The 26,909-nt window shown below is 67.2% G+C and carries 21 protein-coding genes and 1 tRNA gene; 10 read left to right on the top strand and 12 right to left on the bottom strand.

Going from position 1 to position 26,909, the window contains the following annotated elements; translation table 11 throughout:
- Positions 1 to 30: 30 nt before the first annotated feature.
- The 3 genes from rplS to ABD866_RS13275 all read left to right on the top strand — a co-directional run bounded on the left by rplS (position 31) and on the right by ABD866_RS13275 (position 2,295).
- Positions 31 to 411, top strand: coding sequence for a 50S ribosomal protein L19 (rplS, locus tag ABD866_RS13265; protein ID WP_345065954.1), 381 nt, complete (start codon positions 31 to 33; stop codon positions 409 to 411).
- A gap of 114 nt (positions 412 to 525) precedes the next feature.
- A complete protein-coding gene (locus ABD866_RS13270; RefSeq protein WP_345065956.1) occupies positions 526 to 1,239 on the top strand; it encodes a CoA pyrophosphatase in 714 nt (237 codons plus the stop codon).
- Between the two features lie 69 nt (positions 1,240 to 1,308).
- Entirely contained in the window at positions 1,309 to 2,295 is a 987-nt protein-coding gene (locus tag ABD866_RS13275) for a CobD/CbiB family protein (protein WP_345065959.1), read from the top strand.
- Between the two features lie 129 nt (positions 2,296 to 2,424).
- Here the strand turns inward: ABD866_RS13275 and rsgA are convergent, their stop codons facing one another.
- Genes rsgA through ABD866_RS13290 form a run of 3 tightly spaced genes read right to left on the bottom strand, consistent with a single transcriptional unit; the run spans position 2,425 to position 5,055 of the window.
- On the bottom strand, positions 2,425 to 3,387 hold the full coding sequence (gene rsgA / locus ABD866_RS13280; RefSeq protein WP_345065962.1) for a ribosome small subunit-dependent GTPase A: 963 nt from the start codon (positions 3,385 to 3,387) through the stop codon (positions 2,425 to 2,427).
- Between the two features lie 7 nt (positions 3,388 to 3,394).
- A complete protein-coding gene (locus ABD866_RS13285) occupies positions 3,395 to 3,742 on the bottom strand; it encodes a 4a-hydroxytetrahydrobiopterin dehydratase (protein WP_345065964.1) in 348 nt (115 codons plus the stop codon).
- Positions 3,739 to 5,055 (bottom strand): M48 family metallopeptidase, encoded by a 1,317-nt coding sequence (locus ABD866_RS13290; protein WP_345065967.1) that lies wholly within the window; start codon positions 5,053 to 5,055, stop codon positions 3,739 to 3,741. The genes ABD866_RS13285 and ABD866_RS13290 overlap by 4 nt, the downstream gene beginning before the upstream one ends.
- 36 nt (positions 5,056 to 5,091) lie before the next feature.
- Here ABD866_RS13290 and orn point away from each other — a divergent pair, with 36 nt between their 5' ends.
- From orn to ABD866_RS13305, 3 genes are all read left to right on the top strand, one after another.
- Complete coding sequence (gene orn, locus ABD866_RS13295) at positions 5,092 to 5,670, top strand: oligoribonuclease (RefSeq protein ID WP_345065970.1); 579 nt, start codon at positions 5,092 to 5,094, stop codon at positions 5,668 to 5,670.
- Positions 5,671 to 5,919: 249 nt separating this feature from the next.
- A complete protein-coding gene (locus tag ABD866_RS13300; protein WP_345065973.1) occupies positions 5,920 to 7,653 on the top strand; it encodes a DEAD/DEAH box helicase in 1,734 nt (577 codons plus the stop codon).
- A 138-nt stretch (positions 7,654 to 7,791) separates the two neighbouring features.
- A complete protein-coding gene (locus ABD866_RS13305) occupies positions 7,792 to 9,252 on the top strand; it encodes a sensor domain-containing diguanylate cyclase (protein WP_345065975.1) in 1,461 nt (486 codons plus the stop codon).
- 31 nt (positions 9,253 to 9,283) lie between these two features.
- On the opposite strand, the gene ABD866_RS13310 is transcribed toward ABD866_RS13305, so the two are convergent.
- From ABD866_RS13310 to ABD866_RS13320, 3 genes are all read right to left on the bottom strand, one after another.
- Complete coding sequence (locus ABD866_RS13310; RefSeq protein ID WP_345065978.1) at positions 9,284 to 10,516, bottom strand: multidrug effflux MFS transporter; 1,233 nt, start codon at positions 10,514 to 10,516, stop codon at positions 9,284 to 9,286.
- A gap of 134 nt (positions 10,517 to 10,650) precedes the next feature.
- A tRNA-Lys gene (locus ABD866_RS13315) sits at positions 10,651 to 10,726 on the bottom strand.
- Positions 10,727 to 10,820: 94 nt separating this feature from the next.
- The gene (locus ABD866_RS13320) at positions 10,821 to 11,705 is read right to left on the bottom strand and encodes an NAD(P)-dependent oxidoreductase (RefSeq protein ID WP_345065982.1); all 885 of its coding nucleotides are present in this window, start codon (positions 11,703 to 11,705) and stop codon (positions 10,821 to 10,823) included.
- 135 nt (positions 11,706 to 11,840) lie between these two features.
- Between ABD866_RS13320 and ABD866_RS13325 the strand changes: the two genes are divergently transcribed.
- The gene (locus ABD866_RS13325) at positions 11,841 to 12,728 is read left to right on the top strand and encodes an alpha/beta hydrolase (RefSeq protein ID WP_345065985.1); all 888 of its coding nucleotides are present in this window, start codon (positions 11,841 to 11,843) and stop codon (positions 12,726 to 12,728) included.
- Between the two features lie 95 nt (positions 12,729 to 12,823).
- Here the strand turns inward: ABD866_RS13325 and ABD866_RS13330 are convergent, their stop codons facing one another.
- Both ABD866_RS13330 and ABD866_RS13335 read right to left on the bottom strand, forming a co-directional pair.
- Entirely contained in the window at positions 12,824 to 13,801 is a 978-nt protein-coding gene (locus ABD866_RS13330) for a GMP reductase (RefSeq protein WP_345065988.1), read from the bottom strand.
- A 213-nt stretch (positions 13,802 to 14,014) separates the two neighbouring features.
- Positions 14,015 to 14,716 carry a hypothetical protein gene (locus tag ABD866_RS13335; RefSeq protein WP_345065991.1) on the bottom strand — a complete coding sequence of 234 codons (702 nt, stop codon included), beginning with the start codon at positions 14,714 to 14,716 and terminating at the stop codon, positions 14,015 to 14,017.
- Positions 14,717 to 14,809: 93 nt separating this feature from the next.
- Here ABD866_RS13335 and ABD866_RS13340 point away from each other — a divergent pair, with 93 nt between their 5' ends.
- Positions 14,810 to 17,257, top strand: a complete 2,448-nt coding sequence (locus ABD866_RS13340; RefSeq protein WP_345065994.1) for a UvrD-helicase domain-containing protein — start codon at positions 14,810 to 14,812, stop codon at positions 17,255 to 17,257.
- A 138-nt stretch (positions 17,258 to 17,395) separates the two neighbouring features.
- Positions 17,396 to 19,630: a PhoX family protein gene (locus ABD866_RS13345; protein ID WP_345065997.1), complete on the top strand. Its 2,235-nt coding sequence runs from the start codon at positions 17,396 to 17,398 to the stop codon at positions 19,628 to 19,630.
- A 457-nt stretch (positions 19,631 to 20,087) separates the two neighbouring features.
- Here ABD866_RS13345 and ABD866_RS13350 read toward each other — a convergent pair whose 3' ends face one another.
- From ABD866_RS13350 to ABD866_RS13365, 4 genes are all read right to left on the bottom strand, one after another.
- Complete coding sequence (locus tag ABD866_RS13350; RefSeq protein WP_345066000.1) at positions 20,088 to 20,924, bottom strand: BPSS1780 family membrane protein; 837 nt, start codon at positions 20,922 to 20,924, stop codon at positions 20,088 to 20,090.
- Between the two features lie 116 nt (positions 20,925 to 21,040).
- Positions 21,041 to 21,994, bottom strand: a complete 954-nt coding sequence (locus ABD866_RS13355) for a homoserine kinase (RefSeq protein ID WP_345066003.1) — start codon at positions 21,992 to 21,994, stop codon at positions 21,041 to 21,043.
- A 99-nt stretch (positions 21,995 to 22,093) separates the two neighbouring features.
- Entirely contained in the window at positions 22,094 to 22,465 is a 372-nt protein-coding gene (locus ABD866_RS13360; protein ID WP_345066005.1) for a hypothetical protein, read from the bottom strand.
- A 128-nt stretch (positions 22,466 to 22,593) separates the two neighbouring features.
- Positions 22,594 to 23,805 (bottom strand): serine hydrolase domain-containing protein, encoded by a 1,212-nt coding sequence (locus ABD866_RS13365; RefSeq protein WP_345066008.1) that lies wholly within the window; start codon positions 23,803 to 23,805, stop codon positions 22,594 to 22,596.
- A gap of 111 nt (positions 23,806 to 23,916) precedes the next feature.
- On the opposite strand from ABD866_RS13365, the gene polA reads away from it, so the two are divergent.
- Positions 23,917 to 26,712, top strand: coding sequence for a DNA polymerase I (polA, locus tag ABD866_RS13370; protein ID WP_345066010.1), 2,796 nt, complete (start codon positions 23,917 to 23,919; stop codon positions 26,710 to 26,712).
- Positions 26,713 to 26,909 lie beyond the last annotated feature (197 nt).

Here is a 26,909-nt window from a genome sequence, read left to right on the forward strand (position 1 = left end):
CCGGCGCGATCAAGATCGATGGATACCGACATGAACCTGATCCAGATTCTCGAAGCGGAAGAAATTGCCCGCCTGAACAAGTCCATCCCCGAGTTCGCCCCTGGCGACACCGTGGTGGTGAACGTGAACGTGGTGGAAGGCAACCGCAAGCGTGTGCAGGCCTATGAAGGCGTGGTGATTGCCAAGCGCAATCGCGGCCTGAACAGCGGCTTCACCGTGCGCAAGATCTCCAGCGGCGAAGGCGTGGAGCGTACGTTCCAGACCTACAGCCCGCTGATCGCCAGCATCGAAGTCAAGCGCCGCGGCGATGTGCGCCGCGCCAAGCTGTACTACCTGCGTGACCGCAGCGGCAAGTCGGCTCGCATCAAGGAAAAGCTGCCCTCGCGCGTCAAGGCTGCCGCCGCCGAATAAAAGGCCGGCACTGCCCGACACCCGCCGCTACCGCGTCAGCCGTAGCGGCTTTTTTGTTTTGGGGCCTACCCGCCCGCCATCCCGCCCAACCCACCAGACAACTGTTGCATTTCCATGAGCCCTGCTGGCACCGTGTCCTCTGTGATCGCCCCCGTGAAGAACCTGCCGGGCTTTGACCCCCGGCAGGTGCCGGTGGTGCCAGAGCCGCACGCTCTGCCTGCCGTGCCGCGGGAGCGGCTCACGCCTGCGGCACTGCGCCAGCGCTTTGTCCACCCACCGGTGTGGGCACCCGAGGTGGTGCTGGAAAAGCGCTTCACCGACCGCGACCCGGCGCACGCTTCAGTGCTGGTGGGCATCGTGCTGCGCGACGAGCCCACCGTGCTGCTCACCGAGCGCACCGCGCACCTGTCCACCCATTCGGGGCAGATTGCGTTTCCGGGTGGGCGGGCCGATCCGGAAGACGCGACGCCTGCGGCCACCGCATTGCGCGAAGCCGAGGAAGAGGTGGGCCTGCCCGCCAGCGCTGTCGAGGTGCTGGGGGTGTTGCCGCACTACGTCACGGGCACGGCGTTCATTGTGTCCCCCGTGGTGGCCTTGATCGCCCCCGACGCACCGCTCACGCCCAACCCGTACGAGGTGGCCGACGTGTTCGAGGTGCCGCTGGCCTTCCTGATGGACCCGGCCCACCACCGCCGCCATGTGCTCGAATGGGAGGGCGTGCGGCGCGAGTGGTTCTCGATGCCCTATGCCGATGGCGACAAGGAGCGCTACGTGTGGGGCGCCACCGCGGGTATGCTGCGCAACTTCTACCGCTTTTTGCAGGCCTGACAGGGCCGGGCGCCGCCCGCTCTAACGCCTGAGGCCCACGGCCGTGCTGCGCGGCTATGATTGCCCGCTATGAGTTTCTTCGCCATCCTGTTCGCTCTGTTGATCGAGCAGGCGCGCCCTCTGGCGCGCGGCAATCCCGTGCACGCAGGCCTTCGGGCCTGGACGCTGTCGGTGAGCCGCAATTTCGACGCAGGCAAGCCGCACCATGGCTGGGTGTGCTGGGCGCTGGCGGCGCTCGTACCGTCTCTGGTGGCCCTGGGGGTGCATTGGGCGCTGCTGGTCTGGCTCGGCTGGCCGTTTGCGCTGGTGTGGAGCGTGGCCGTGCTCTATCTCACGCTCGGATTTCGCCAGTTCAGCCACCATTTCACGGGTATCCGCGATGCGCTGGAGGTCGGCAACGAAGAACTGGCGCGCGAACGGCTGGCCAACTGGCAGCAGGTGGACGTGGTCGCCTTGCCGCGCAGCGAAATCGTGCGCCATGTGATCGAGTACTCGGTGATCGCTGCGCACCGCCATGTGTTTGGTGTGCTCGCATGGTTCTCGGTGCTGGCCGCGTTGGGGCTGGGGCCAGCGGGTGCGGTGCTGTACCGCATGTCGGAGTTTGTGGCCCGCTATTGGGCCTACAAGCAGCGCACCGGCCTGCAGCCTGTGAGCGAAGCCGTGCGTGACGCATCGGAGCGCGCCTGGACCTGGATCGACTGGCTGCCCGCCCGCCTGACGGCGTTGAGCTTTGCGGTGGTCGGCAGTTTCGAGGAGGCGATTGAGGGCTGGCGTTTCCATGCCCAGCGTTTTCCCAACGACAACGACGGTGTGGTGCTGGCCGCCACGGCGGGCGCCATCAACGTGCGCCTGGGCGGCGAAGCCTTGCGCGCCCGCCCCCGTGGCTTGCCCGGTCCGGGGATGGAGCAGGATCAGGACGTGGCCGACAGCGACGCCACACCCGGCCGCGAGCCCGAGGTGGGGCACCTGCGCAGCGTGGTGGGGCTGGTGTGGCGCTCGGTCGTGGTCTGGATGCTGCTGCTGGCACTGCTGACCATGGCGCGTTTGCTGGGCTGATGTGCCGCCAGTGCAGCGCCCGCAGGGTGCCACGGTACTTGGCGACGCGTCGATCGCTCACAATTTAATAGCGAACTTTCGAGCGTTGATGAGCACGAGCTGCCAAAAAGGCTGGACACCCGGCAGCCCTCAGTAGCGCGTTTCGCTCAGTTCTGCGAACAGTTCACCGTAGATGCGGTAGCGCGAGGGGCTGATCGCGTCTGGCGCGTCGTCTTCGCGCACCTGGGCCTGCACCGCGCAGCCGGGCTCGTGCAGGTGCGTGCAGTTGTAGAAGCGGCAGCCGCCTGCGTAGGCGGCGATGTCGGGCATGCAACGGGCCAGATCAGCGGGGGCCAGGTGGCGCAGCCCGAATTCCTGAAACCCTGGGGAGTCGATCAACGCGGTTTGGCGCGCTTCGTCCACCCAGTACCAGGTGGTGCTGGTGGTCGTGTGGCGGCCTGAGTTCAAGGCTTGCGAGATCTCGCCCGTCTGGGCTGTGGCACCCGGCACCAGCAGGTTGATAAGGGTGCTCTTGCCCGATCCTGAAGGGCCGAGTACGAGCGTGGTCTTGCCCGCCAGGCGCTCGATCAGGGCAGCGCGGTCGGCGTCGGCTGTGGCGGTGAGGGCCAGCGGCAGCACTTCGTAAGCGCGGCGGGCGGCAGCGTCCCCGGCAGTGCTGGCCATGTGGCGGTAGGGGGCCAACCGTTGCCAGGCGCGCTCAAACGGTTCGGCCAGGTCGCGCTTGTTCAGGCCGATGAGCGGCGGAATGCCCGCGGCTTCGGCCGCGATCAGCGCGCGCGCGAGCTGGCTTTCCGAGAACACCGGCTCTGCCGCGATCAGGATCAGCACCTGGTCGAGGTTGGCCGCAAACGACTTGGTGCGGATCTCGTCCTGCCGGTAAAACAGGTTGCGCCGCTCCAGCACCTTCTCGATGGTGCCTTCATCGCCCTGGCCGGGCGGCGGAGGCTGCCACAGCACCCGGTCGCCCACCACCGCCTGGCTTTTCTTGCCACGCGGGTGGCAAATACGGCGCTGACCATCGGCCGACTCGACCAGACAATGGCGGCCGTGGCTGGCCACCACCAGGCCCGTTTGCTGCGCAGGCGTGCCCATGCAGGGCTCAGTGGGCTGCGTTCAGCAGCGCGTCAAAGCGTGCAGCGCAGTCGAAGTCGGACTCCGAAATGCCCTTCACGTCGTGCGTGTTCAGGCGTACCACACAGCGGTTGTAGTGCACCGACAGGTCAGGGTGGTGGTCCTGCGCATTGGCGATGAAGGCCACGGCGTTCACGAACGAGATGGTCTCGTAATAGTTGGCGAAGTGGTAGGTCTTGGCCAAGGCCGTGTCGTCGCCATCGCCACTGAGCGCCCAGCCATGCATGGTGCCCAGGCGGGTCACGATCTCGGTCGGGCTCAGGGCGCGGCGGGGGTGCTGCGACCAGTCTTTCTTGGCAAGCATCGATGCGGTCATGGTGTGGACGGGGTCAGGGGCAGGGGCATCCGGGCCAGGCGTTCCGACGCCGGTGGATGGGAGTAGTAAAAGCGTGCGTACACCGGGTCTGGCGTGAGCGTGGACGCGTTGTCTTCGTAGAGCTTGAGCAGTGCTGAGGCCAGCGCGCGGCCGTCGGCCTGGGCCATGGCATAGGCGTCGGCCTCAAACTCGTCGCGCCGAGAAGCCTGGGCCATCAGCGGCCCGATGAAGAAGCTGAACACCGGCGCAGCCAGCATGAACAGCAGCAGCGCCAGCGCATCGTTGGGGGCGCTGGCCAGTGTGGGGTCGAGCGAGACGGAAGGCCGCACGCCCAGACCGGTGTAGAACCAGACCTGCCCCGACAGCCAGCCCAGCAACGCAAACCCCGCCAGGCTGAATGCGAACATGAGCGCCATGCGCTTGAGGATGTGCCGGTGCTTGAAGTGGCCCAACTCATGGGCCAGTACCGCCTCGACTTCATCGGGGCTCAGCTGGCGCAGCAGCGTGTCATAAAACACCACGCGCTTGGCTGCGCCAAAGCCGGTGAAATAGGCATTGGCATGCGCGCTGCGTCGGCTGCCGTCCATCACGAACAGGCCGCGCGCCGAAAAGCCGCAGCGTTGCATGAGTGCCGTGACGCGGGCACGCAGGCTGTCGTCGGTCAAGGGTTCGAAGCGGTTGAACCAGGGGGCGATCACGGTGGGATAAATCACCATCAACAGCAGGTTCAGGCCCATCCAGAACAACCAGGCCCACAACCACCACAGCGCCCCTGTGCTGGCCATGAACCACAGGATAGCGGCCGCCACAGGCAGGCCCAGTGCTGCCGCGAGCACGGTGGACTTGACGAGGTCGGTTAGCCATAGGCGCGGGGTGGTCTGGTTGAAACCGTAGCGCTGTTCCAGGCGAAAGGTCTGGTACAGCGACAGGGGCAGCTCGATCACCGCTCCGATCACGGTAAAGCATGCGATCAGCGCCAGCTGCTGCACCATGCCGGGCCCCAGGGCTTCGAGCAGGGCCTGATTGAGCGCGTCCAGCCCGCCCAGCAACGTCCAGCCCAGCAGCACGGCAGGGCCCAGGGACAGCTCCAGTAAGCCCAGACGGGCCTTGGCCACGGTGTAATCAGCCGCTTTCTGGTGTGCGGCGAGCGGAATTCGCTCCTGGAAGGGCGCAGGCACGGCGTGGCGATGGCGCATGACGTGACGGATCTGGCGGGACGCGAGCCACGCTCGCAACGCCCATCCGGCCACCAGCGCGGCCACAAACACGAGCGTGAACGCCAGCGAGGGGGAGAGGGAAGCCGACTCTTGCATGCGGCGCGAGTGTAGGCCATCGGAGACAATCGGCCCATGTCCGACCTCCACAACCCCACTACCGCCGTGCTCTCCAAATCCGACCAGAACCTCGTCTGGCTCGACTGCGAAATGACGGGGCTGCAGCCCGATACTGACCGCATCATCGAGATTGCCGTGGTGGTGACCGGGCCGAACCTGGAGCCGCGCGTGGAAGGCCCAGTTCTGGCCATCCATCAGAGCGATGACGTGCTGGGTCGCATGGACGCCTGGAATCGCGGTACGCATGGCAAAAGTGGGCTGACCGAGCGCGTTCGGGCATCGACCATCACGGAGGCCGACGCCGAAGCGCAGGTCTTGGCCTTTTTGCAGCAGTACGTGCCCAAGGGCGTTGCACCGATGTGTGGCAACAGCATCGGGCAGGACCGCCGATTCTTGGTCCGCTACATGCCTAAGCTCGAAGCCTTCTTTCATTACCGCAACGTGGACGTAAGCACGCTCAAGGAGTTGGCCAAGCGCTGGAAGCCCGAGGCCTACACCAGCTTCAAGAAAGCCCAGCGCCACACCGCACTGGCCGACGTGCACGAATCCATCGACGAACTGGCCCACTACCGCGAGCATCTGCTGCGCGTGTGAGTGCGATGCGCTAGTTGCGGGAAAACCCTGAGCGTGCGACAATGGCGGGCTTGGCGAACGGCACCCACGTGCATGCCAAGCTTTTGCGCATCTCCTTCACACACCGGACGCGCGATAGTGCTGACGCACAGATCGCCCACAACGTCCCTCCATGGCACGCCATGGCGCCCGTTTGATGGTTGATGTTTTTTGAACCATCGACGGAGCATGCAGGCCCTGCAGGCTGTGCATTCGCCGTGTGAGATCACCATGACCGACACCATTGCAGTGCAAGGCACTGAAGCCGCCGCATCCCTGAACGAAACCCCCATCGCCGCTGAAGCGGTGGCCACCACGCCGAACGCGTTTGCTGCACTCGGCCTCGCGCCCGAACTCGTGCAGGCCGTGACCGACCTGGGCTATACCCAGCCCACCCAAGTCCAGTCCAAGGCCATTCCGCTGGCCATGGGTTTGGATGGCCAATCTGACCGCTTCATCGATCTGATGGTGTCGAGCCAGACGGGCAGCGGCAAGACCGCCGCTTTCCTGTTGCCCGTGCTTCACACGCTGTTGCGCCAGCAGGCCGAAGCGGCTGCCGAAGCCCAGGCCGAGTACGACCGTGCAGTGGCAGAAGCGACTGCCCGTGGCGAGCCCGCACCCAAGCGCGCGCGCCGCAAAGACCCGACCAACCCCCGCAACTTCCAGGCCGCCGTACCAGGTGCGCTGATTTTGTGCCCGACGCGTGAGCTCGCCCAGCAGGTGGCGCACGACGCCATCGACCTGGTGCGCCACTGCCGCGGTTTGCGCGTGGCCAACGTGGTGGGCGGTATTCCGTACCAGATGCAGATTGCGCGCCTGCAGAACGCCAACCTTGTGGTGGCCACCCCGGGCCGCCTGCTGGACCTGCAGCGCTCGATGCAGATCAAGCTGGACCAGGTGCAGTTTCTGGTGGTGGACGAAGCCGACCGCATGCTCGACCTGGGCTTTTCGGACGATCTGGCCGAGATCAACCAACTCACCAGCCAGCGCAAGCAGACCATGATGTTCAGTGCCACGTTCGCGCCGCGCATCCAGCAACTGGCCATGCGCGTGATGCACGACGGCGGTGCCGCGGTGCAAAAGGTGACCATCGATTCGCCGCAAGAAAAGCACGCCAACATCAAGCAGGTGCTCTTCTGGGCCGACAACGCGCAGCACAAGCGCAAACTGCTCGACCACTGGCTTCGCGACACGTCGATCAATCAGGCAATTGTGTTCGCCAGCACCCAGGTGGAGTGCGACGGCCTTGCCAACGACCTGCAGCAGGATGGCTTCTCGGCCGTGGCGCTGCACGGCGCACTGAGCCAAGGCCTGCGCAACCGTCGCCTGATGGCGCTGCGCAATGGCCAAGTGCAGATCCTGGTGGCCACCGACGTGGCCGCCCGCGGCATTGACGTGCCGACCATCACCCACGTGTTCAACTTTGGTCTGCCGATGAAGGCTGAGGACTACACCCACCGCATCGGCCGCACCGGCCGCGCGGGCCGGGATGGCTTGGCCGTGACGTTTGCCGAGTTCCGCGACCGCCGCAAGATTTTCGATATCGAGGGCTACAGCCGCCAGCCGTTCAAGGCCGAAGTGATTCCGGGCTTGGAGCCCACCCAGCGCGCCCCGCAAGGCGGCCGCGGCGACTTCGGTGGCCGCGGTGGTCCGCGCGGCGGTGCGGGCCCGCGTGAGGGCTTCGGGCGTGATCGCCGGGATTTCGGTGGCCGTGGTGCCCCGGCTCCGCGTGACCGGTTCGAGCGCAGTGACCGTGCTCCGGCCTTCGGCGGCCGCCGCGACGGCGACGGTTATGGCCGCAAGTCCGGCTTTGGTGATGCGGGTCGAGTACCCCATGGCGCAGGGCGCAGCGACGCTGGTCGCATGGAGTTCGCGCCGCGCCGCCCTGCAGGCCAGGCACCGGCCGGCCGCGGCTTCGTGCCGCACGGCGGCGCTGGCAAGCGCCCCACGCGTCCTGCGCGCTGAGGCCGCGTCGAGGCCGCGCTGGCGCGGCTCAGCGCACGGCATGTTCCAAGGCCTCCCGCTCGGAGGCCTTTTCTTTTGCTGCGCGGCGCAGGAGGGCTCTGGCTTGGCGGAATAATGCAAGCCAAGGAGAGCGTATCCATGACCACCACAAGCCAGGCCGCCGATTTCGAGTCGATGTTCGAGTTGGCCCCCGTATCCCTCTGGCTTGAGGACTACAGTGCGTTGCGCCGATTGTTCGACCAGTGGCGTGCCGAAGGCGTAGAAAACCTACGCGCTCACCTGACGGACGATCCGGAACGGTTGCAGGCCTGCAGTCGCAGCCTGCAGGTGTTGCGCGTGAATCGCCGCACGCTCGATCTGTTTGCTGCCAGCTCGCAACAACAACTGGTGTCGCAGTTGCATCAGGTGTTTCGTGACGACATGCATCACACCCTGGTGTACGAGCTGGAGCAGCTCTGGAACGGCCACCTGGAGGTGGCCAACCAGACGGTGAACTACACGCTCGATGGCCGACGACTGGACGTACACGTACGCATTCGAGTCTTGCCAGGTCACGAGCAGGCATGGGACCGTGTCCTGGTGTCGCTGGAAGATGTGACCCAGCAGACGCAAGGTGTGCGCCGGCTGCAGCGCAGCGAGCGCTATGCCCGTGATCTGTTCGAACATTCCCCCGTGTCGCTTTGGGTGGAGGACTTCAGCGTCGTCAAGCACTTGCTCGATGGGGTGCGTGCCCAGGGCATCACCGACTTCCGGACCTTCCTGCAAGTGCATCCCGAATTCGTCACGCGCTGCATGCAGGAGATCCGGGTGATTGACGTGAACCAGCTCACCCTGCGCATGTTCGGGGCCCAGAGCAAGGACGAGCTGCTTGGCAACCTGGGCCGCGTGTTCCGCGGCGAGATGCACGAGTCGTTCTCGGAGCAGTTGCTGGATTTGTGGGAGGGCAAGACGTTCCAGCAGCGAGAGGTGGTGAACTACGCGCTGTCTGGGGACGCCGTGCATATCCACATGCAGTTTGCCGTCCTCGCCGACCACCAGCACGACTGGGGGCTGGTGCTGCTGTCGCTGGTGGACATCACGGCGCGCAAAAAGGCCGAGGCCTATCTGGAGTACCTGGGCAAGCACGATGTGCTCACGCAGTTGCGCAACCGCGCGTACTACGCAGAAGAGCTCAACCGCATCAAGCGCAAAGGGCCCTGGCCGTGTTCGGTGATTGCGATCGACCTCAATGGTTTGAAGATCGTGAACGACGAGCGGGGCCATGCGGCCGGGGATGCCCTTCTGCGCCGTATTGGCGAGGTGCTGGCCAAGGCTGTGGACGCGCCCGCCTGCGCCGCCCGCATCGGCGGCGATGAATTTGCCGTACTGCTACCTGGCATCGATGCCCGGGGGGCGCTGGGAGTGCAGGAGCGCATCCTCTCGCTGCTGGAGTTGAACAACCAGTTTTATCCTGGACACCCCATCAGCCTCGCCATGGGAGTGGCTACCTGCGACACCAGCGAGCAGGTGGATGCTGCCTTGCACCGTGCTGACCAGGCGATGTATGCCGAGAAATCGCGCTACTACCAGGAGGCGGGCTCAGACCGGCGACGGGGCTGAACTGCGGCGCTGCAGCCGCTGGTCGGGCCGGTCAGGTGTGCGCAGCTGCGTGGCCGATCTCAGGCCAGCGGCGGCGCAGGTACATCCAGGACACCATGCCCACGCTCATCATCAAAAGCGATGTGGCTGCGAGCCACAGCGTCGAGTGCATGACCAGCGGGGCGATGACCCCAGCCACCAGTCCGTTGGCCGTCGAGCCCACGCAAGCCTGCATGGACGACGCCATGCCGCGGCGCGTGGGGTTCAAGTCGAGCACCAGCAAGGTGACTACCGGCACCATCAACGCCCAGCCAAACGAAAACACCGCGATCGGGATCAGGGCCCAGGACACATGGGCGGTGAACAGGGCATTGGCCACGAGATTGGCCACGCCCACGGTGCCCATGATCCAGAAGCCATAGCGGATCTGCTGGTACGGGCGGATACGGCCCGCGAGCCGCCCGCTGAGCCATGCGCCGCCCATGATCCCCGAGATCGTGAGCACGAAAAACCAGAAGAACTGCGTAGGTCCGAGCGCCAGGTGCTCGCCCAGAAACGCCGGCGCCGCCAGCACGTACAGAAACATGCCGTTGAAAGGCACACCACTGGCCAGCGCCAGCAATACAAAGCGCGCGCTGGAGCCCAGGGCCCAGTAGCCCTGCATCAGATTGCGTACGTTGAAGGGCTGGCGATGCTCGACGTGCAGCGTCTCGGGCAGCAGCCGGTAGTTGGCCACCCACAGGGCCACGCCGATGGCAGTCAGGAACCAGAAGATCGTATGCCAGTCGGCATGCACGAACAGCCAGCCGCCCACGATGGGCGCCACCGCCGGTGCCACGCCGAAGTAGATGGTCACCTGGCTCATCACCTTCTGCGCCTGGGCGGGCGGAAACATGTCGCGGATCACGGCACGCGAGACCACGATGCCCGCGCCGGTCGACAGCCCCTGCAGTGCCCGGAAGAAGATGAGTTGCCCGATGCTTTGCGACAGCGCGCAGCCTGCCGAGGCCAGCGTGAACATGGCGATGCCGGTGAGCACCACCGGGCGGCGCCCGAAGCTGTCGGCCAGCGCTCCGTGGAACAGGTTCATGAACGCGAAGCCGAACAGGTAGGCCGACAGCGTCTGCTGCATCTGCACCGGACTCGCGTTCAGCGACTGGGCGATGCCAGCAAACGCAGGGATGTACGTGTCGATGGAGAACGGCCCGAGCATGCCCAAAAGGGCGAGCAGGACCGCCAGGGCCCAGCGCGGTGCGCGCCAGAGCGTGGAGGCGTCAGGGTTCATGGAAATGCTAAGTGTGCATGCATTATGGCCACGGCGGCGTGCACTCGTGTGGAAGCGCCCGCGGGCCCGTTGCACCGCGCACGGTGCGGCCAAAGCAAAACGCCCGACCAGCGGACTGGTCGGGCGTCGGTGTTTGGTGGGTCCTGAAGGATTCGAACCTTCGACCTACGGATTAAGAGTCCGCTGCTCTACCAACTGAGCTAAGAACCCAAACTCTCTGACTGCGCTGCAGCAGAGCCTCGAATTATGCACCATTTTTCGATAGGCGCGCAAGTGGTGCCGCCATCCAGGCTTCTAGGCAGGGTCAGGACATCGCATTGCGGCTGGCCAGTTCCACAAACAGGCCGCTGTGGTCGAGTTCGCCCAGGCCATGGTCCACACCCTCGGCATACAGCCGCTCAAACAGGGCGGTGATGGGGGCGTCGAAGCCGATCTCGCTGGCCGTGGCCAGTGCGTTGCGCATGTCCTTGAGCTGCACGGCCATGCGGCCGCGCGGCGCGAAGTCGCGCTCGACCATGCGCTCGCCGTGGAGCTGCAGGATGCGGCTGTCGGCAAAGCCTCCGGTGATGGCCTCGCGCACCTTGGCCATGTCGGCGCCGCCCTTGGCCGCGAACAGCAGGGCTTCGGCCACGGCGCCGATGGTGATGCCGACAATCATCTGGTTGGCCAGCTTGGTGAGCTGCCCTGCGCCGTGCGGCCCCACGTGCGTGGCGCGCCCCAGGGCCGCAAACACGGGCTGTGCGGCAGCAAAGTCTTCGGCGCGGCCGCCGACCAGAATGGCCAGCGTGCCGTTCTCGGCGCCCACCGTGCCGCCGGAGACGGGGGCATCCAGGTGCCGAACGCCCAGCTCGCCCAGGCGCGCTGCGTGGTCGCGCGCCTCGCGGGGCTGGATGGAGGCCATGTCGATGACCAACGCGCCTGCACGCAGCGCCTGCGCTACGCCCAGCCCAAACAACACATGGCCCACCACTGGGCCGTTTTCCAGCAGGCTGACGACCACATCGGCCGAGCGCACGGACTCAGCGGCGTCGTCGGCCACGAGGATGCCCTCGTCCTGCAAGGGTTCGGCCTTGGCGCGCGTACGGTTCCACGCCGTCACTTGGTGACCAGCGGCTTGTAGCCTGCGCGCCATCGGAAAGCCCATCATGCCGATGCCCAAGACGGTGATGCGAAGCGGAGAAAGACTCATGGTGGCATGCGGTCGAAGATAAGAAGGGCGAGGCTCGGGTGGGGCCACGCGCAGGGGAACATGATCGGCATTTTCAGGCCCGCAGTCTGTCACGGAGCTTGCAGGCGGGCGGCCCCGGCCCGATGATGCGGCCCCATGGCTTTGCACACCCCCTTGCCGCCGCTGGCCGGCACCCCCGACGCTGCCTCCGATCCTGCTTGGCTCGAGCGCATGTACAACAACCGGGCCCTGGTGCCTGACCATGCCGAGCGGCTGAGCGGCTGGGCCGAGCGCTCGGTCGCGGTGCGGGCGTCGCAGCCTGCGGCGCTGGATCTCCGGTACGGTCCTGCAGCGTCCGAGACGCTGGATGTGTTTCCTGCGGCCACGGCCGGGCCTGCTCCGGTGCTGGTGTTCCTGCACGGCGGCTACTGGCGTGCGCTCGACAAGGCGGATCATTCCTTCATCGCCCCGGCTTTCACCCAGGCCGGTGTGTGCGTGGTGGTGCCCAACTATGCGCTGTGTCCGGGCACAGAAGTGGCGCCCGTCGGGATCGGCACCATCGCCCGGCAGATGCAGGCCGCGCTGGCCTGGGTGCAACGCCATATCCATGCGCACGGCGGCGATCCGGCGCGTGTGACGGTGGCCGGGCATTCGGCCGGCGGGCAACTCGCGGCCTGGCTGCTGGCGCAGAACCCCTTCGGGGTGCGCAACGCCGTGTCGGTCTCGGGGCTGCACGATCTGGAGCCGATTCGGCACACAGCGTTCTTGCAGCAGTACTTGCGACTGGACGCCGCCCAGGTGCAGGCTTTGAGCCCGGCCCGGCTGCCCGTGCCTTCGCAGGGTACGCTGGTGGCCGTGGCGGGCGGCGATGAGAGCGCCGAGTTTTTGCGGCAGGCGCAGCTGGTGCAGGACGTGTGGGGCGCACAGCGCGTGCCGCGGGTCGAGGTGCTGCCCGGGCGCAACCACTTCACGGTGCTGGAGGCGCTGGCGGAGCCGGACCATGCCCTGCACCGCCTCGCGCTGGAGCTGCTGCGCAGCGCGTGACGCCGCGGGTCTGGCCGCCGCTGTGGCGGGGGGCAGCGTTGCGCGGCGCAGGCATGGCCCGCGCGGCCTGCGGGGCTGCGTGCGCCGCCTTCGGCTTACATCAGCAGGTGTTCGCCCGCGTTGTCACCGCCCAGGATCACGTAGTTGACCTTGCGGATGTCCATCAGCTTCTTGCCACCCGCGTAGCTGATGGAGCTTTGCACGTCCTGCTCCATCTCGATCAGCGTGTCGGCGAGCTTGCCCTTGACGGGTTCGAGGATGCGCTTGCCTTCAACATGCTTGTACTCGCCCTTGTTGAAGTCGCTGGCCGAACCGTAGTACTCCTTGTAGAGCTCACCATCGACCTCGACGGTCTTGCCCGGTGATTCTTCGTGGCCTGCGAACAGCGAGCCGATCATCACCATCGAAGCACCGAAGCGCACGCTCTTGGCAATGTCGCCGTGGCAGCGGATGCCCCCGTCGGCAATGATGGGCTTGGTGGCCACGCGGGCGCACCACTTGAGCGCGCTGAGCTGCCAGCCGCCCGTACCGAAGCCCGTCTTGAGCTTGGTGATGCAGACCTTGCCGGGCCCGATGCCTACCTTGGTCGCATCGGCGCCCCAGTTTTCGAGGTCGATCACGGCTTCGGGCGTGCCCACATTGCCAGCAATCACAAAAGACTGCGGCAGGTGCTGCTTGAGGTAGCCGATCATGTTCTTCACGCTGTCGGCATGGCCGTGGGCAATGTCGATGGTGATGTATTCGGGCACCAGGCCTTCGGCCTTGAGGCGGTCTACCGTGTCGTAGTCGGGCTGTTTCACGCCCAGCGAAATCGAGGCATAGCAGCCCTTGGCATGCATTTCGCGCACGAACTGCACGTTGTCCAGGTCGAAACGGTGCATCACGTAGAAGTAGCCGTTCTGCGCCAGCCAGGTGCAGATCTTTTCGTCCACCACCGTCTTCATGTTGGCTGGCACCACCGGCAGGCGGAAGGTGCGCGAACCCAGCTGCACGCCGGCATCGCATTCCGAGCGGCTTTCCACGCGGCACTTGCGCGGCAGCAGCAGGATGTTGTCGTAGTCGAAGATTTCCATGAGATTCCAAGCTCCTGTAGAAGGCGCTGCCGAACCATTTCGGCAGCGTGGGGCGCTTGGCTTGGGCTCCGGCTTTGCGGGCGCGGGCGTGATGGCCCGTGCCGAACCCTGCAGTGCGCAGGCACAAAAAAACCGGGCGTCAAGAAACTTGGGCCCGGTGATTGATTCTACTCCCCCCGGCCGCCTTGCGGTGCGCAGGGGCGCCAGGCGGCGCTACTCGCAATGCGCACGCGCGGCGGCCACCAGGCGACCCTCGGCATCTTGCACCCAGCCGGCCACGCCCAGGCGCGTGGCCTGGGCGCCCTCGGGCATGCGCATGCCGCGCAGGTCTTTGAGCGGGCGTCGGCCATCCCAGTCGGCGGTGGTGGCGGCCCGTACCAGCACACGCGCAACCCCAGCGCCTTCGGTGCCCGCGGGCAGGTGCTCCACCAGGGCCAGGGTGGTGCGGTAGGCCCCCGGCGGCAGCGGGCTGCCGCGCCACTCCAGCATCACGCCCAGGTAGCCTGCAACCGGCCGGCCGTACACCACGCGCAGCGCCTGTGGGCCGCGCCGTTCCAGGGCTGCCACGTGCACGGCCGTGGGGGCCGGGGTGCTGCGGCCCAGCGCCTGCAGGCGGTCCGTGGTTTCGACCATGGCGGCGGCGGCCAGCGGTGCCTCGTCGCCCTGGGGGCTGGGGGCGATCCAGTCGAGCAGCAGGGCCGACGGGCCTGGTGCCGGCGTGCGCGGGTCGCTCCAGCAGGTGTCGCAATCGGCGCTCAGAAAGCGCTCGAACAGTGCGGCGGGCGCGGGCTGGCCGTCGCTGCGGCAGCCGATCTGGGCCTGGGCAGGCAGGGTGGCGGCCACCAGCAAAGGCAGTGCGGTCAGTGGGCGCAGGGCAAGGCGAGGGGCGAGGCGCAAGAGGGGCTGCAAGGGCATTTCCGGCTCCAGGTGCGCGGGCTGTCGGCGCCGCGCGGGGGGCTGTGGGGGCCGCGACCTACGCGACCGCGGGGGGCTTTCTACAATGCCCGGATGTTCCCACACGACCTGTTCGCCGAGCCGCCCGCGCCGGCGGAACCCCCGCAGTCCGCTCCACCATCGGCCTCGCCTCTGCTGGCCCACCTCAACCCCGAACAACTGGCCGCCGTCACGCTGCCGCGCGGCCATGCGCTGATCCTGGCCGGTGCGGGCTCGGGCAAGACGCGCGTGCTCACCACGCGCATCGCCTGGCTGCTGCAAAACGGCTACGCCACGCCCGGCGGCATCCTGGCCGTCACCTTCACCAACAAGGCGGCCAAGGAAATGGTCACGCGCTTGTCGGCCATGCTGCCGATTCAGGTGCGCGGCATGTGGATCGGCACCTTCCACGGCCTGTGCAACCGGCTGCTGCGCGCGCACCACAAGACGGCCGGGCTGCCGCAGAGCTTTCAGATCCTGGACACGCAAGACCAGCTCTCGGCCATCAAGCGCCTGTGCAAGCAGTTCAACGTGGACGAGGAGCGTTTTCCGCCCAAGCAACTGGCTTATTTCATTGCCGGTTGCAAGGAAGAGGGCATGCGCCCCGGCGACGTGCCCGCGCACGACGCCGACAGCCGCAAGAAGGTGGAGATCTACCAGCTGTATGAGGAGCAATGCCAGCGCGAAGGCGTGGTGGATTTCGGCGAGCTGATGCTGCGCAGCTACGAGCTGCTGCGCGACAACGACGCCGTGCGCGCCCACTACCAACGGCGTTTTGCGCACATCCTGGTCGATGAGTTTCAGGACACCAACCGTCTGCAGTACCTGTGGCTCAAGCAGATGGCGGGCGACGTGGTGGACGGCCGCCTGCACACCTACGGCAGCGTGATGGCCGTGGGCGACGACGACCAGAGCATCTACGCGTTTCGCGGCGCGCGGGTGGGTAACATGGCCGACTTCGTGCGCGAGTTTGCGGTGGAGCAGCAGATCAAGCTGGAGCAGAACTACCGCAGCTACAGCAACATCCTCGACTCGGCCAACGCGCTGATCAGCCACAACAGCCGCCGCCTGGGCAAGAACCTGCGCACCAACCAGGGCCCCGGCGAGCCGGTGCGCGTGTACGAGGCCCCGACCGACCTGGCCGAAGCCCAGTGGATGGTGGACGAGATCAAGCAACTGGTGCGCAACGACGGCCACGCGCGGCGCGAGATCGCGGTGCTCTACCGCAGCAACGCGCAAAGCCGCGTGATCGAGTCGGCGCTGTTCAACGCCAGCGTGCCCTACCGCGTGTACGGCGGCCTGCGCTTTTTCGAGCGCGCTGAAATCAAGCACGCGCTGGCCTACCTGCGGCTGCTGGAGAACCCGCACGACGACACCAGCTTTCTGCGCGTGGTGAACTTTCCGCCCCGCGGCATTGGCGCGCGCACGCTCGAAGTGCTGCAAGACGCCGCGCGCCAGGCTGGGTGCTCGCTGCACGACGCCGTAAGCGCCGTGCCCGGCAAGGCCGGGGCCAACCTGGGCGGTTTTGTGGCCATGGTCGATGTGCTGCGCGAGCAGACCCAAGGCCAGAACCTGCGCTCCATCATCGAGCAGATGCTGCACGCCAGCGGCCTGGTCGAGCACTACCGCGCCGAAAAAGAAGGCGCCGACCGCATCGAGAACCTCGAAGAACTCGTGAACGCGGCCGAGAGCTTTGTCACGCAGGAGGGCTTTGGCCGGGATGCCGTGGCGCTACCCATCGATGAGCACGGTGCGCCGCTCACGCAAAGCCCGGCCAGCCAGGGGCTGGACCCGAACGCGCCGCTGCTCGATGCGCCGCTGCCCGGCCCCGCGGGCATCGTGGACGCCGACACGGGTGAAACCCTGTCGCCGCTGGCGGCCTTCCTCACGCACGCGGCGCTGGAGGCCGGGGACAACCAGGCCCAGGCGGGCGAAGACGCGGTGCAGCTCATGACCGTGCACGCCAGCAAGGGGCTGGAGTTCGACTGCGTGTTCATCGGCGGCATGGAAGAAGGCCTGTTCCCGCACGACAACGCCGCCAGCGACCGCGACGGCCTGGAGGAAGAACGCCGCCTGATGTACGTGGCCATCACGCGCGCGCGCCAGCGCCTGTACCTCAGCCATTCACAGACCCGCCTGCTGCACGGGCAGACGCGCTACAACGTGCGCAGCCGCTTTTTTGACGAATTGCCCGAGGGGGCGCTCAAGTGGCTCACGCCGCGCCAGGGCGGGTTTGGCTCTTTTGCTCCTGATTCAGGAGCTGCTCGTGGTTATCCAGCCAAGGCCGCAGGCGGATTTGGCTTCAAACCTGAGACCTTTGCCAGCCCGCCCGTGCCGCCGCAGAAGGCCGCGCCCTCGCACGGTCTGCGCGTGGGGCTGGCCGTGTTCCACACCAAGTTTGGCGAAGGCAAGGTGCTGGCCATTGAAGGCACGGGCGACGATGCGCGCGCGCAGGTGAACTTTCCGCGCCACGGTACCAAGTGGCTGGCGCTGTCGGTGGCCAAGCTCACCGTGGTGGAGTAGCCGGCGACGGGGCGCGGGCCACGCGGCGCCCGCCAGCCCTGGCGCGGCTGTCATCGCGCCGACACACAAGCGTCACGGCCGCGTCATGGCCGGTTTCTACGCTGCGAGGGTTTTGTTTGAACCCCCACGAGGAACCCCATGACCCATCGCGCCGATGCGGCTGCGCCTGCAGCCATCGACTTCAACAACGAGAACGCCAACACCAGCGCCAACCCCACGTTCGAGGCTGTGCTGGACGCACGCCTGTCGCGCCGCGGTCTGCTGCGCGGCGGCGTGGGCAGCGTGGGTGCGGCCGTGCTCGGCGGCTTCAGCCTGTCGGCCTGTGGTGGCGGCAGCGACCCCGCCCCTGCGCCCGCACCGGCCCCGGCGCCTGGTCCCAAGCTGCTGGGCTTTGACGCCGTGCCCAAGAGCCTGGCCGACAACGTGCTCGTGCCCGCCGGCTACACCGCCAGCGTGCTGTTCGCGCTGGGCGACCCCATGGCCGCTGGCGTGGCCGCCTTCAAGAACGACGGCACCGACACCGGCTTTGACCAGCGTGCGGGCGACCACCACGACGGCATGGAATGGTTTGGCCTGGGCGCCGACGGCCGCCGCAACGACAGCGCCACCGAGCGCGGCCTGCTGGGCATCAACCACGAAGCCACCACCGACGAAAAGCTCTCGTCCTTCTTCCTGCACGCCGATGGCGGCACCAGCACGCTGCCGCGCCCGGCCGCCGAGGTGGACAAGGAAGTGGACATCCACGGCGTGGCCGTGATCGAAGTCGCCAAGACCGCAGGCAAGTGGGCCTATGTGCCGGGCTCGGCCCTGAACTTCCGCCTGACGGCGCTCACGCCCATCGACATTGCCGGCCCGGCCCGCGGCCATGCGCAACTGGTCACCAAGTATTCGCCGCAGGGCACCGCCACGCGCGGCACCCTCAACAACTGCGGCACCGGCAAGACGCCGTGGGGCACCTTCCTCACGGGCGAAGAAAACTGGTTCGGCTACTTCACCCGCAGCGCCACCGACGACGCCGCCCGCGGCAACGACAAGAGCGTGACCTCGCTGCGCCGCTACGGCCGCAACCAGGGTGCGGCCTCGCGCCACGGCTGGGAAACCGGCGGCACGGCCGACAAGTACCAGCGCTGGAACAACAGCAAGACCGGCACCTCTGCCGACGGCAGCGACGACTACCGCAATGAGATGAACGGCTTTGGTTACATCGTCGAAGCCGACCCCTACGACAAGACCCGCCGCGCCAAGAAGCGCACGGCCCTGGGCCGCTTCGCGCACGAGAGCGCGGCCTTCGGCAAGGTGGTGGCCGGCCAGCCGCTGACGGTGTACATGGGCGACGACTCGCGCGGCGAGTACATCTACAAGTTCGTCTCGAACGCGCTGTGGAGCGACGCCGACGCCAACGCGGCTGACCGCCTGGCCGTGGGCGACAAATACCTCGACAGCGGCAAGCTGTACGTGGCCAAGTTCAACGCCGACGGCACGGGCCAGTGGGTGGAACTGAGCCTTGCCAACAGCGCCATTGCCAACTACAGCGCCTACAAGTTTGCCGACGCCGGCGACATCGCCATCAACACCCGCCTGGCCGCCGACGCCGTGGGCGCCACCAAGATGGACCGCCCCGAGTGGAACGCCGTGAACCCCGCCAACGGCGAGATCTACTTCACGCTCACCAACAACAGCAACCGCAGCGTGAACCCCACCGGCAGCCAGTACCTGCCCGACGCTGCCAACCCGCGCGCCTACACGGACATGAAGGGCACGAGCGCTCAAAACGGCAACCCCAACGGCCACCTGGTGCGCCTGAAGGACGGTACGGCCAACAACTTCACCTGGGACGTGTACCTGTTCGGCGCGGAAGCCGGTGCCGACGGCGGCATGGTCAACATCTCGGCGCTCACGGCCGAGAACGACTTCTCCAGCCCCGACGGCCTGGTGTTCAGCAAGGCCACCGGCATCTGCTGGATCCAGACCGACGATGGCGCCTACACCGACGTGACCAACTGCATGATGCTGGCGGCCATTCCCGGCCAGGTGGGCGACGGTGGCAAGAAGACGTTGAGCTACACCAAGGCCGACGGCAGCAAGCTGGACGTGACCACCTACGTCGGCAAGGCCGCCACGCCCAGCACGCTCAAGCGCTTCCTGGTTGGCCCCAAGGGCTGCGAAATCACCGGCATGGCCGAGACGCCCGATGGCAAGGCGATCTTCGTGAACATCCAGCACCCGGGCGAAAGCACGCCGATGGCGAGCGTGACCGACCCGACCAAGTACCAGAGCCAGTGGCCTGCCAATGCGGGCTATGGCGCTGGCAAGCGTCCGCGTTCAGCCACCATCGTCATCACCAAGAACGATGGCGGCGTGATCGGCTCCTGATGCCCTGGCCCGCCCTGCGGCATGGACCGCGGGGTGTGGCGGGTCACATGCTTGGGGCGTGTGGCCTTTGCAACCCGGCGGTGCTTGCACTGGCCGGGTTTTTTTTGTGGGTGTGGGGAGGGTGGGCTTGAGGTGTTTTGGGCTGTTCGTGCTTGTTTTTGAAGCACGAGCAGCTATCAAATTCATAACAATTGGCTCGGTTGGGCTGGTTGGCGGTGGTTGTCCGCTGTTCTTGTGCTGTGGTCCGGAGCCGGGCGCACGTCCCGGCTCCGGACCACAGCATTAACAAGCGGCAACTACCGCCACCAACAACCAAATGCTATGGATTTCATAGCTGCTCGTGCTTGCCTACTAGGCACGAGCAGCCCAAAACCCTTCGAACCCAACCCGCTGCAATTTCACCTGCGAGCTCAAAACAGGCCTGGCTCCGTCACCGAGAGCCAGCCCTGCAAGGCCATCAGGCCACCGGGCCGTCCGGCCCATCGAGCCGATCGGTCATCCCCGCGCTGCCCGGTGCGTAGGGCGCCTCGAAGCAGTCGCGGAAGGTGTAGACCACCGAGGTCAGGAACATTGCGGCCAGCATCATCGCGGCGGCCACCATGATGCTGCCGGCCATCATCGGCGGCAGGCCTACCAGGGTCAGCAGGGTCGAGGCCACGCTGATCACGATGCCTGCGGCCATGAACACGCCAAACCAGGTGAAGCCGAACGCGAGGAACGCACGCCAGTTGCGCCAGCAGGCCACCAGGCTGAAGAACAGGCTCTTGACCGGCGGCACGCCGTGCCAGTGCACCAGCCCCGGCGCGTGCCAGAACAGCAGCGACAGCGGCACGTACAGCAGCATGGCCGCCCACATCGCGTACTGGAAGGCGGGTTCCGCCGCCGTCTCGGGCGTGAGGCGCTGGCCGCCCAGGTACACGTTGGCAAAGGTGCCGCCGTCGATCAGCGCCGACACACCCACCAGGCCCAGAAAACCCACCGCATAGATGGCACCGAGCGTGAGCATGGCGCGCAGGCGCTGTTTGCCGGTGCGAAACGCCACCAGCAGCAGCGCCGGGGTGGGAAACCGGCCCTCCGAGGCCTCGGCCGCAGCCACCATCATGGCCAGCGTGGCCGAGGGCAGCAGCGCCAGCGCCAGGGCCGGGCCCACCAGCGGCACCATGGTGGCGATCGACATGGCAGCCATGGTCATGAAGAACAGGGCGGCCAGGGCCAGGGGCTGGCGCCAGAAGGTCCGGGTGCCGAGCTTGACCCACTCGAGGCCAGCGCGCGCGGGAACGATGCGGAGTTTCATGGATGTGTGGCGGAAAAGCGGGGCACGCGCTGCGGCGTGCCTGCGGCCAGACTGTACCCGAGCCCCCATGGCCCGGGGCGTGGCGGGTGCTTGGGGGCGGGTGGGCGGCGGGGCCCTCAGGCCAGGCGCAGCGGGTGCGCAATGCGCTGCTGCAGCACGCGCTCGAAGTGCGTGGGGTCGTGCGGCTTGAGCATCGAGGCTTCGCGCGGCAAATAAAAGTCCCACAGCCGCGAGATCCAGAAGCGCAGCGCCCCCGCACGGGCCATGGCGGGCAGCAGTTCGCGTTCGGCCGCGGTGAGCGGGCGCACCGCCTGGTAGGCGTCGATCATCGCCTGGGCGCGGGGGGCGTCGTGTACCCCCGTGGGCAGGTCGATGCACCAGTCGTTCAGGCACACGGCCAGGTCGAACAGCCAGGTGTCCACGCCCGCAAAGTAGAAGTCGAAGAAGCCCGTAAGCGTCTCGCCCTCGAACATCACGTTGTCGCGGAACAGGTCGGCGTGCACCGGGCCGCGTGGCAGCGCCGCGTAGGCGGGAGAGGCCGCCACATGGTTCTGGTAGGCCAGTTCCGCGCGCAGCAGGGCCTGCTGGGGCTCGCCGATGTGCGGCAGCACCACGGGCACGGTGTCGTTCCACCAGGGCAGGCCGCGCAGGTTGGGCTGCTGGCGGTCGTAGTCGCGTCCTGCCAGGTGCATGCGCGCCAGCATGCCGCCCACCGCCGCGCAGTGCACGGCCTGGGGCGCGAGCTGGCTGCGGCCGCGCAGCTTGTTCACCACCGCGGCGGGCTTGCCACACACGGTGTGCAGGATCTCGCCATGCTTGTCGGCGCACGGGTCGGGCACTGGAATGCCGCTATGCGCCAGGTGCTTCATCAGGTGCAGGTAAAACGGCAGCTGCTCGGCCGTGAGGCGTTCGAACAGCGTGAGCACGTACTCGCCGCGGTCGCTGGTGAGGAAGTAGTTGGTGTTCTCGATGCCGCCCTCGATGCCGCGCAGCTCCACCAATTCACCCAGCTGCAGGGTGCGCAGCAGTTCTCGGGCCTGGGGGTTGGAGACTTCGGTAAAGACGGCCATGGCAGGGCAGCAGGATCAGGTCAGACAAGGGGCGAGGGATTGGCACGCCCCAACGAGCGGCATGCGGGTGGCCCCTGCGGTCTGCAGGGGCGCGGTGTGTCAGAACTTCATCACGTTCCACACGCGCGGGGCGGTGCTGGTTTCGGCCCCGTTGAGGCTGCCGCTGCGGCCGCGCGCGCCGTCGGACGACTGCACTTCGTATGCGGGCAGGTCGCCGGTCTTGGGCTGTACGGTGATGGTCTGCGTCTGGCCGCCCACGCGCAGCTCGTCGACGCGGCTGCCGCCGTCTTCGATCTGGATGCGCTGGGTGCGTTGGTTCAGGCGCCCCGGCTCCTGATCTGCAACGGCCAGCGGCTCACGCCCGCTGGCTGCGCCCTGGGGGGCGGTCGGGCTGGGGTTTTGGGCCAGTGCGGGGCTGCTGGCAAGGGCCAGCAGCATCAGGGTGTGGACAAAGGAGTGGGCAGCGCGCATGGGGCCGATTGTAGGCGGCGTGCCTAGGCGGCTTGCCGGTCGCGGGTGGCCGTGCGGGGGGCGGCCGGGGCGGCAGCGGGGCGCGGCACGCCCTGCGCGCCCGGGCCTGGGCGCGCGCCCGTCACGGGTTACTTCTTCTGCGCTGCCTCGTCGTCCACGGCTTTCTGCACGGCCTTGTAGAAGGCCTCGCGCGCCGGGAAGGCCACCGGGTCGCTGGCACCGCCCGCCCAGTTGGCATTGGAGGCAATCACCAGCTTGCGGGCCGGGTCGATGAAGATGCCCTGCCCAAAGATGCCGCGCGCGGCAAAGCTGCCGTCGTCGTACGTCCACCACTGGTAGCCGTAGCCGCGGCCCGCCTGGCCAATGTCGGCCTGCCGGGTGGTGGCCTGCTGCAGCCAACCCTCGGGCACGGTGCGCTGGCCGCTTGCGGTGGCGCCGTCCAGGATGAACAGCCCGAACCGGGCGTAGTCGCGGGCAGCCGCCTGGATGCAGCAGCCGCTGATTTCCTGCCCCGTCTTGCTCAGGATCCAGGTGGCCTGCTGCTCCATGCCTGCGGGCTTCCAGATCTTTTCTTCGAGGTACTGCGACAGCGGCTTGCCCGTGGCCTGGCTGATCAGAATGCCCACCAGGTTGGTCTCGCCGGTGCTGTAGAGCCAGCGCTCGCCTGCAGGCGCGGCGCGCGGCAGCTGGCGCAGGTAGCTCACCAGTGCGTCCACTCCGGGCTCGGTCGGCTTGTGGTTGTTGAACTTCGCCACGTCGGAGTTGGGATCGCCGTAGTCTTCGTTCCAGCGCACGCCCGAGGTCATGGTCAGCAGCTGGCGCACGCTCACGTCGTCATAGGCCGATCCCTTCATCTGCGGGATGTAGACGCTGACCTTGTCGTCCATGCTCTTGATATGGCCGTCGGCAATGGCCGCGCCGACCAGCGTGGAGGTGAAGGACTTGGCCACCGAAAAGCTGGTCCAGCGGCCTGCGGCGTCAAAGTCCAGGCCATAGCGCTCCAGGCGCAGCTTGCCGTCGTGCACGATCAGCAGCGCACTGCTGCGCTGGGCGGCCATGTAGGCGTCGATGTCGGGCAACTGCGCCAGCGGCGGGCCCGGCGGCAGCGGGCGGGGCGTGCTGCTCGGCTGCACGGAGCGCCACTTGGCCAGCAGCGCAATGCGGTCCAGCGCGCGGAAGGCGGCGTCGCGCTGCGGCACGCTCCAGAACAGCAGGTCGCGGTTGGTGGGCACGGTCTTGAGCAGGCCGCGGGTTTCCTTGTCCAGGCTGAACCAGCCGGCCGTACCGGCCACCACCACGGCCAGCAGCGCGCCCAGCGCGAATTTTTTCAGGGGCTTCAACAGATGACTCCTCAGACGGTATGCGATGCAGGCGCCCATTGGACACAAGCAGCGGTGGGCGGTGTGAGCGGGCTAACCCGCGCGACCCGTGGGTCTGTGCACAATCCGGCCATGAGCAAACCCAAGACCCTGGTGCTGGTGGACGGCTCCAGCTACCTGTACCGCGCCTACCATGCCATGCCCGACCTGCGGGCCGTGCCCGGCGATTCGTCCAGCCCGGCCACGGGGGCCATCCGCGGCATGATCAACATGATGCAGGCGCTGCGCAAGGAACAACCGGCCGACTACGCCGTGTGCGTGTTCGACGCCAGCGGCCCCACCTTCCGCGACGCGCTCTACCCCGACTACAAGGCCCACCGCGCGCCCATGCCCGATGACCTGCGCGCGCAGATCGAGCCCATCCACGAGGTGGTGCGGCTGCTGGGCTGGTCGGTGCTGGCCGTGCCCGGTGTGGAGGCCGACGATGTGATCGGCACCCTGGCCGTGACCGCAGCCACGCAAGGGGTGGAAGTCATCATCTCCAGCGGCGACAAAGACCTGTCGCAACTGGTCAACCCGCACATCACCGTGATCGACACCATGAGCGGCAAGCGCCGCGACGTGGCGGGCGTGACGGCAGAGTTTGGCGTGCCGCCCGAGCGCATGGTGGATTTTCAGACCCTGGTGGGCGACACCGTGGACAACGTGCCCGGCGTGCCCAAGGTGGGCCCCAAAACCGCCGCCAAGTGGCTCAATGAATACGGCTCGCTGGATGCGCTGATCGCCCGGGCGGGCGAGGTCAAGGGGGCCGCCGGTGAAAACCTGCGCGCCACGCTGGGCTGGCTGCCCACGGGTCGCACGCTGGTCACCATCAAGACCGATTGCGACCTGGCCGAGCACGTGCCCACCTTGCCCGCGCTCGATGTGCTGGCCCTGGCAGAACCCCAGCCCGAGCCGCTGCGTAGCTTTTACGAGCGCTATGGTTTCAAGGGCCTGGCGCGTGCCATTGCGGCCCCGGCGGCGCGCAGCGGTGACACGGCATCGGGCACATCGGGCGATCTGTTCTTCAGTGCGGACGCGCCCGAGGTCGATGCCTCGGCCGTGGCCGTACAGGCGCAGGCGCGCGAGGTGCGCTACGACACCATCCTCGACTGGCCCACGTTCGAGCGCTGGTTCGCACGCCTGCAGGCCGCCCCGCTGGTGGCGCTGGACACCGAAACCGACTCGCTTGATGAAATGCGCGCACAAATCGTGGGCCTGTCGTTCAGCGTGGAGCCCGGCGAGGCCGCGTACATCCCGCTGCGCCACGAAGGGCCGGACGCACCCGCCCAGTTGCCGCTTGCCGAGGTGCTGGCGCGCCTCAAGCCCTGGCTCGAAGACGCCCGCGCCGCCAAGCTGGGGCAGCACATCAAGTACGACCAGCATGTGTTTGCCAACCACGGCATCACAGTGCGCGGTTATCAGCACGACACCATGCTGCAAAGCTATGTGCTCGAAGTGCACAAGCCCCACAACCTGGCCAGCCTGGCCGAGCGCCACACCGGCCGCAAGGGCCTGAGCTACGAAGACCTGTGCGGCAAGGGCGCGCACCAGATCCCGTTTGCCCAAGTGGCGGTGGACAAGGCCGCTGCCTACTCGTGCGAAGACTCCGACCAGACGCTCGATGTGCACCGCGTGCTGTGGCCCCAGCTGGAGGCCGACGAGCGCCTGCGCCACATCTATGCGCTGGAGATGCAGACCAGCGAGGTGCTGTTCCGCATCGAGCGCGAAGGCGTGCTCATCGACGCGGCCACGCTGGCACAGCAAAGCCACGACCTGGGCCAGCGCATCCTGCAGCTCGAAACCGAGGCGTACGAGATTGCGGGCCAGCCCTTCAACCTGAGCAGCCCCAAGCAACTGGGCGAGATCTTCTTCGACAAGCTGGGCCTGCCCGTGGTCAAGAAGACCGCCACCGGCGCACGCAGCACCGACGAAGAGGTGCTGGAAAAGCTGGCCGAAGACTACCCGCTGCCCGCCAAGATCCTGGAGCACCGCAGCCTGGCCAAGCTCAAGGGCACCTACACCGACAAGCTGGCGCAGCTTGCGCTGCCGCGCACGGGCCGCGTGCACACCCACTACGCGCAGGCCGTGGCCGTCACGGGCCGGCTGTCGAGCAACGAGCCCAACCTGCAGAACATCCCGATCCGCACGGCCGAAGGCCGCCGCGTGCGCGAGGCCTTTGTGGCCGCGCCCGGCCATGTGATCGCCAGCGCCGACTACAGCCAGATCGAGCTGCGCATCATGGCGCACCTGAGCGGCGACACCTCGTTGCTCGACGCCTTCCGCCACGGGCTCGACGTGCACCGCGCCACCGCCGCCGAGGTGTTTGGCGTGGCGGTGGACCAGGTCAGCAGCGAGCAGCGCCGCTATGCCAAGGTCATCAACTTCGGGCTCATCTACGGCATGAGCAGCTTTGGCCTGGCCAAAAACCTGGGCATCGAAACCAAGGCCGCCGCCGCGTACATCGACCGCTACTTCCAGCGCTACCCGGGCGTGCGCCACTACATGGACGAAACCAAGGCCTCTGCCAAGGCGCGCGGCTATGTCGAAACCGTGTTCGGCCGCCGCCTGTACCTGCCCGAAATCAACTCCCCCAACGGCCCCCGCCGCGCCGGGGCCGAGCGCGCCGCCATCAACGCGCCCATGCAGGGCACCGCGGCCGACCTGATCAAGATGGCCATGGTGGCCGTGCAAAAAACGCTGGACGCCGAAAAACCCCAGATCCGCATGGTGCTGCAGGTGCACGACGAACTGGTGTTCGAACTGCCCGAGGGCGAGGTGGACTGGCTCAAGACCCACATCCCGCGGCTCATGGCGGAAGTGGCGCAACTGCAAGTGCCGCTGCTGGCCGAGGTGGGGGTGGGGGCGAATTGGGAAAAGGCGCACTGAGGCGGCCTGAACGCAAGGCTGCCCGACGGCCTTTGCGTGCGGCTGGCGCGGTGCGCTCTGCGGCCCGTGGCTGCCACGGGGCGTGGCGTGCACGGTGGTGCGCAGCGCTCTCTGCGGCCAGCGGCCATCCTCGCTAAACTCGTTGCGCAATCGCAGGCAGCAGGCCTGCGGTGCTTCATTCATCTGCCTGGATCAGC

This window comes from Acidovorax lacteus (assembly GCF_039540375.1).
In the GTDB taxonomy this organism is placed as follows: Bacteria; Pseudomonadota; Gammaproteobacteria; order Burkholderiales; family Burkholderiaceae_C; genus Acidovorax_G; species Acidovorax_G lacteus.

Coding starts and splice junctions, on each gene's coding strand:
- rplS (WP_345065954.1), top strand. CDS start 31: ATGAACCTGATCCAGATTCTCGAAGCGGAAGAAATTGCCCGCCTGAAC.
- ABD866_RS13270 (WP_345065956.1), top strand. CDS start 526: ATGAGCCCTGCTGGCACCGTGTCCTCTGTGATCGCCCCCGTGAAGAAC.
- ABD866_RS13275 (WP_345065959.1), top strand. CDS start 1,309: ATGAGTTTCTTCGCCATCCTGTTCGCTCTGTTGATCGAGCAGGCGCGC.
- rsgA (WP_345065962.1), bottom strand. CDS start 3,387: ATGGGCACGCCTGCGCAGCAAACGGGCCTGGTGGTGGCCAGCCACGGC.
- ABD866_RS13285 (WP_345065964.1), bottom strand. CDS start 3,742: ATGACCGCATCGATGCTTGCCAAGAAAGACTGGTCGCAGCACCCCCGC.
- ABD866_RS13290 (WP_345065967.1), bottom strand. CDS start 5,055: ATGCAAGAGTCGGCTTCCCTCTCCCCCTCGCTGGCGTTCACGCTCGTG.
- orn (WP_345065970.1), top strand. CDS start 5,092: ATGTCCGACCTCCACAACCCCACTACCGCCGTGCTCTCCAAATCCGAC.
- ABD866_RS13300 (WP_345065973.1), top strand. CDS start 5,920: ATGACCGACACCATTGCAGTGCAAGGCACTGAAGCCGCCGCATCCCTG.
- ABD866_RS13305 (WP_345065975.1), top strand. CDS start 7,792: ATGACCACCACAAGCCAGGCCGCCGATTTCGAGTCGATGTTCGAGTTG.
- ABD866_RS13310 (WP_345065978.1), bottom strand. CDS start 10,516: ATGAACCCTGACGCCTCCACGCTCTGGCGCGCACCGCGCTGGGCCCTG.
- ABD866_RS13320 (WP_345065982.1), bottom strand. CDS start 11,705: ATGAGTCTTTCTCCGCTTCGCATCACCGTCTTGGGCATCGGCATGATG.
- ABD866_RS13325 (WP_345065985.1), top strand. CDS start 11,841: ATGGCTTTGCACACCCCCTTGCCGCCGCTGGCCGGCACCCCCGACGCT.
- ABD866_RS13330 (WP_345065988.1), bottom strand. CDS start 13,801: ATGGAAATCTTCGACTACGACAACATCCTGCTGCTGCCGCGCAAGTGC.
- ABD866_RS13335 (WP_345065991.1), bottom strand. CDS start 14,716: ATGCCCTTGCAGCCCCTCTTGCGCCTCGCCCCTCGCCTTGCCCTGCGC.
- ABD866_RS13340 (WP_345065994.1), top strand. CDS start 14,810: ATGTTCCCACACGACCTGTTCGCCGAGCCGCCCGCGCCGGCGGAACCC.
- ABD866_RS13345 (WP_345065997.1), top strand. CDS start 17,396: ATGACCCATCGCGCCGATGCGGCTGCGCCTGCAGCCATCGACTTCAAC.
- ABD866_RS13350 (WP_345066000.1), bottom strand. CDS start 20,924: ATGAAACTCCGCATCGTTCCCGCGCGCGCTGGCCTCGAGTGGGTCAAG.
- ABD866_RS13355 (WP_345066003.1), bottom strand. CDS start 21,994: ATGGCCGTCTTTACCGAAGTCTCCAACCCCCAGGCCCGAGAACTGCTG.
- ABD866_RS13360 (WP_345066005.1), bottom strand. CDS start 22,465: ATGCGCGCTGCCCACTCCTTTGTCCACACCCTGATGCTGCTGGCCCTT.
- polA (WP_345066010.1), top strand. CDS start 23,917: ATGAGCAAACCCAAGACCCTGGTGCTGGTGGACGGCTCCAGCTACCTG.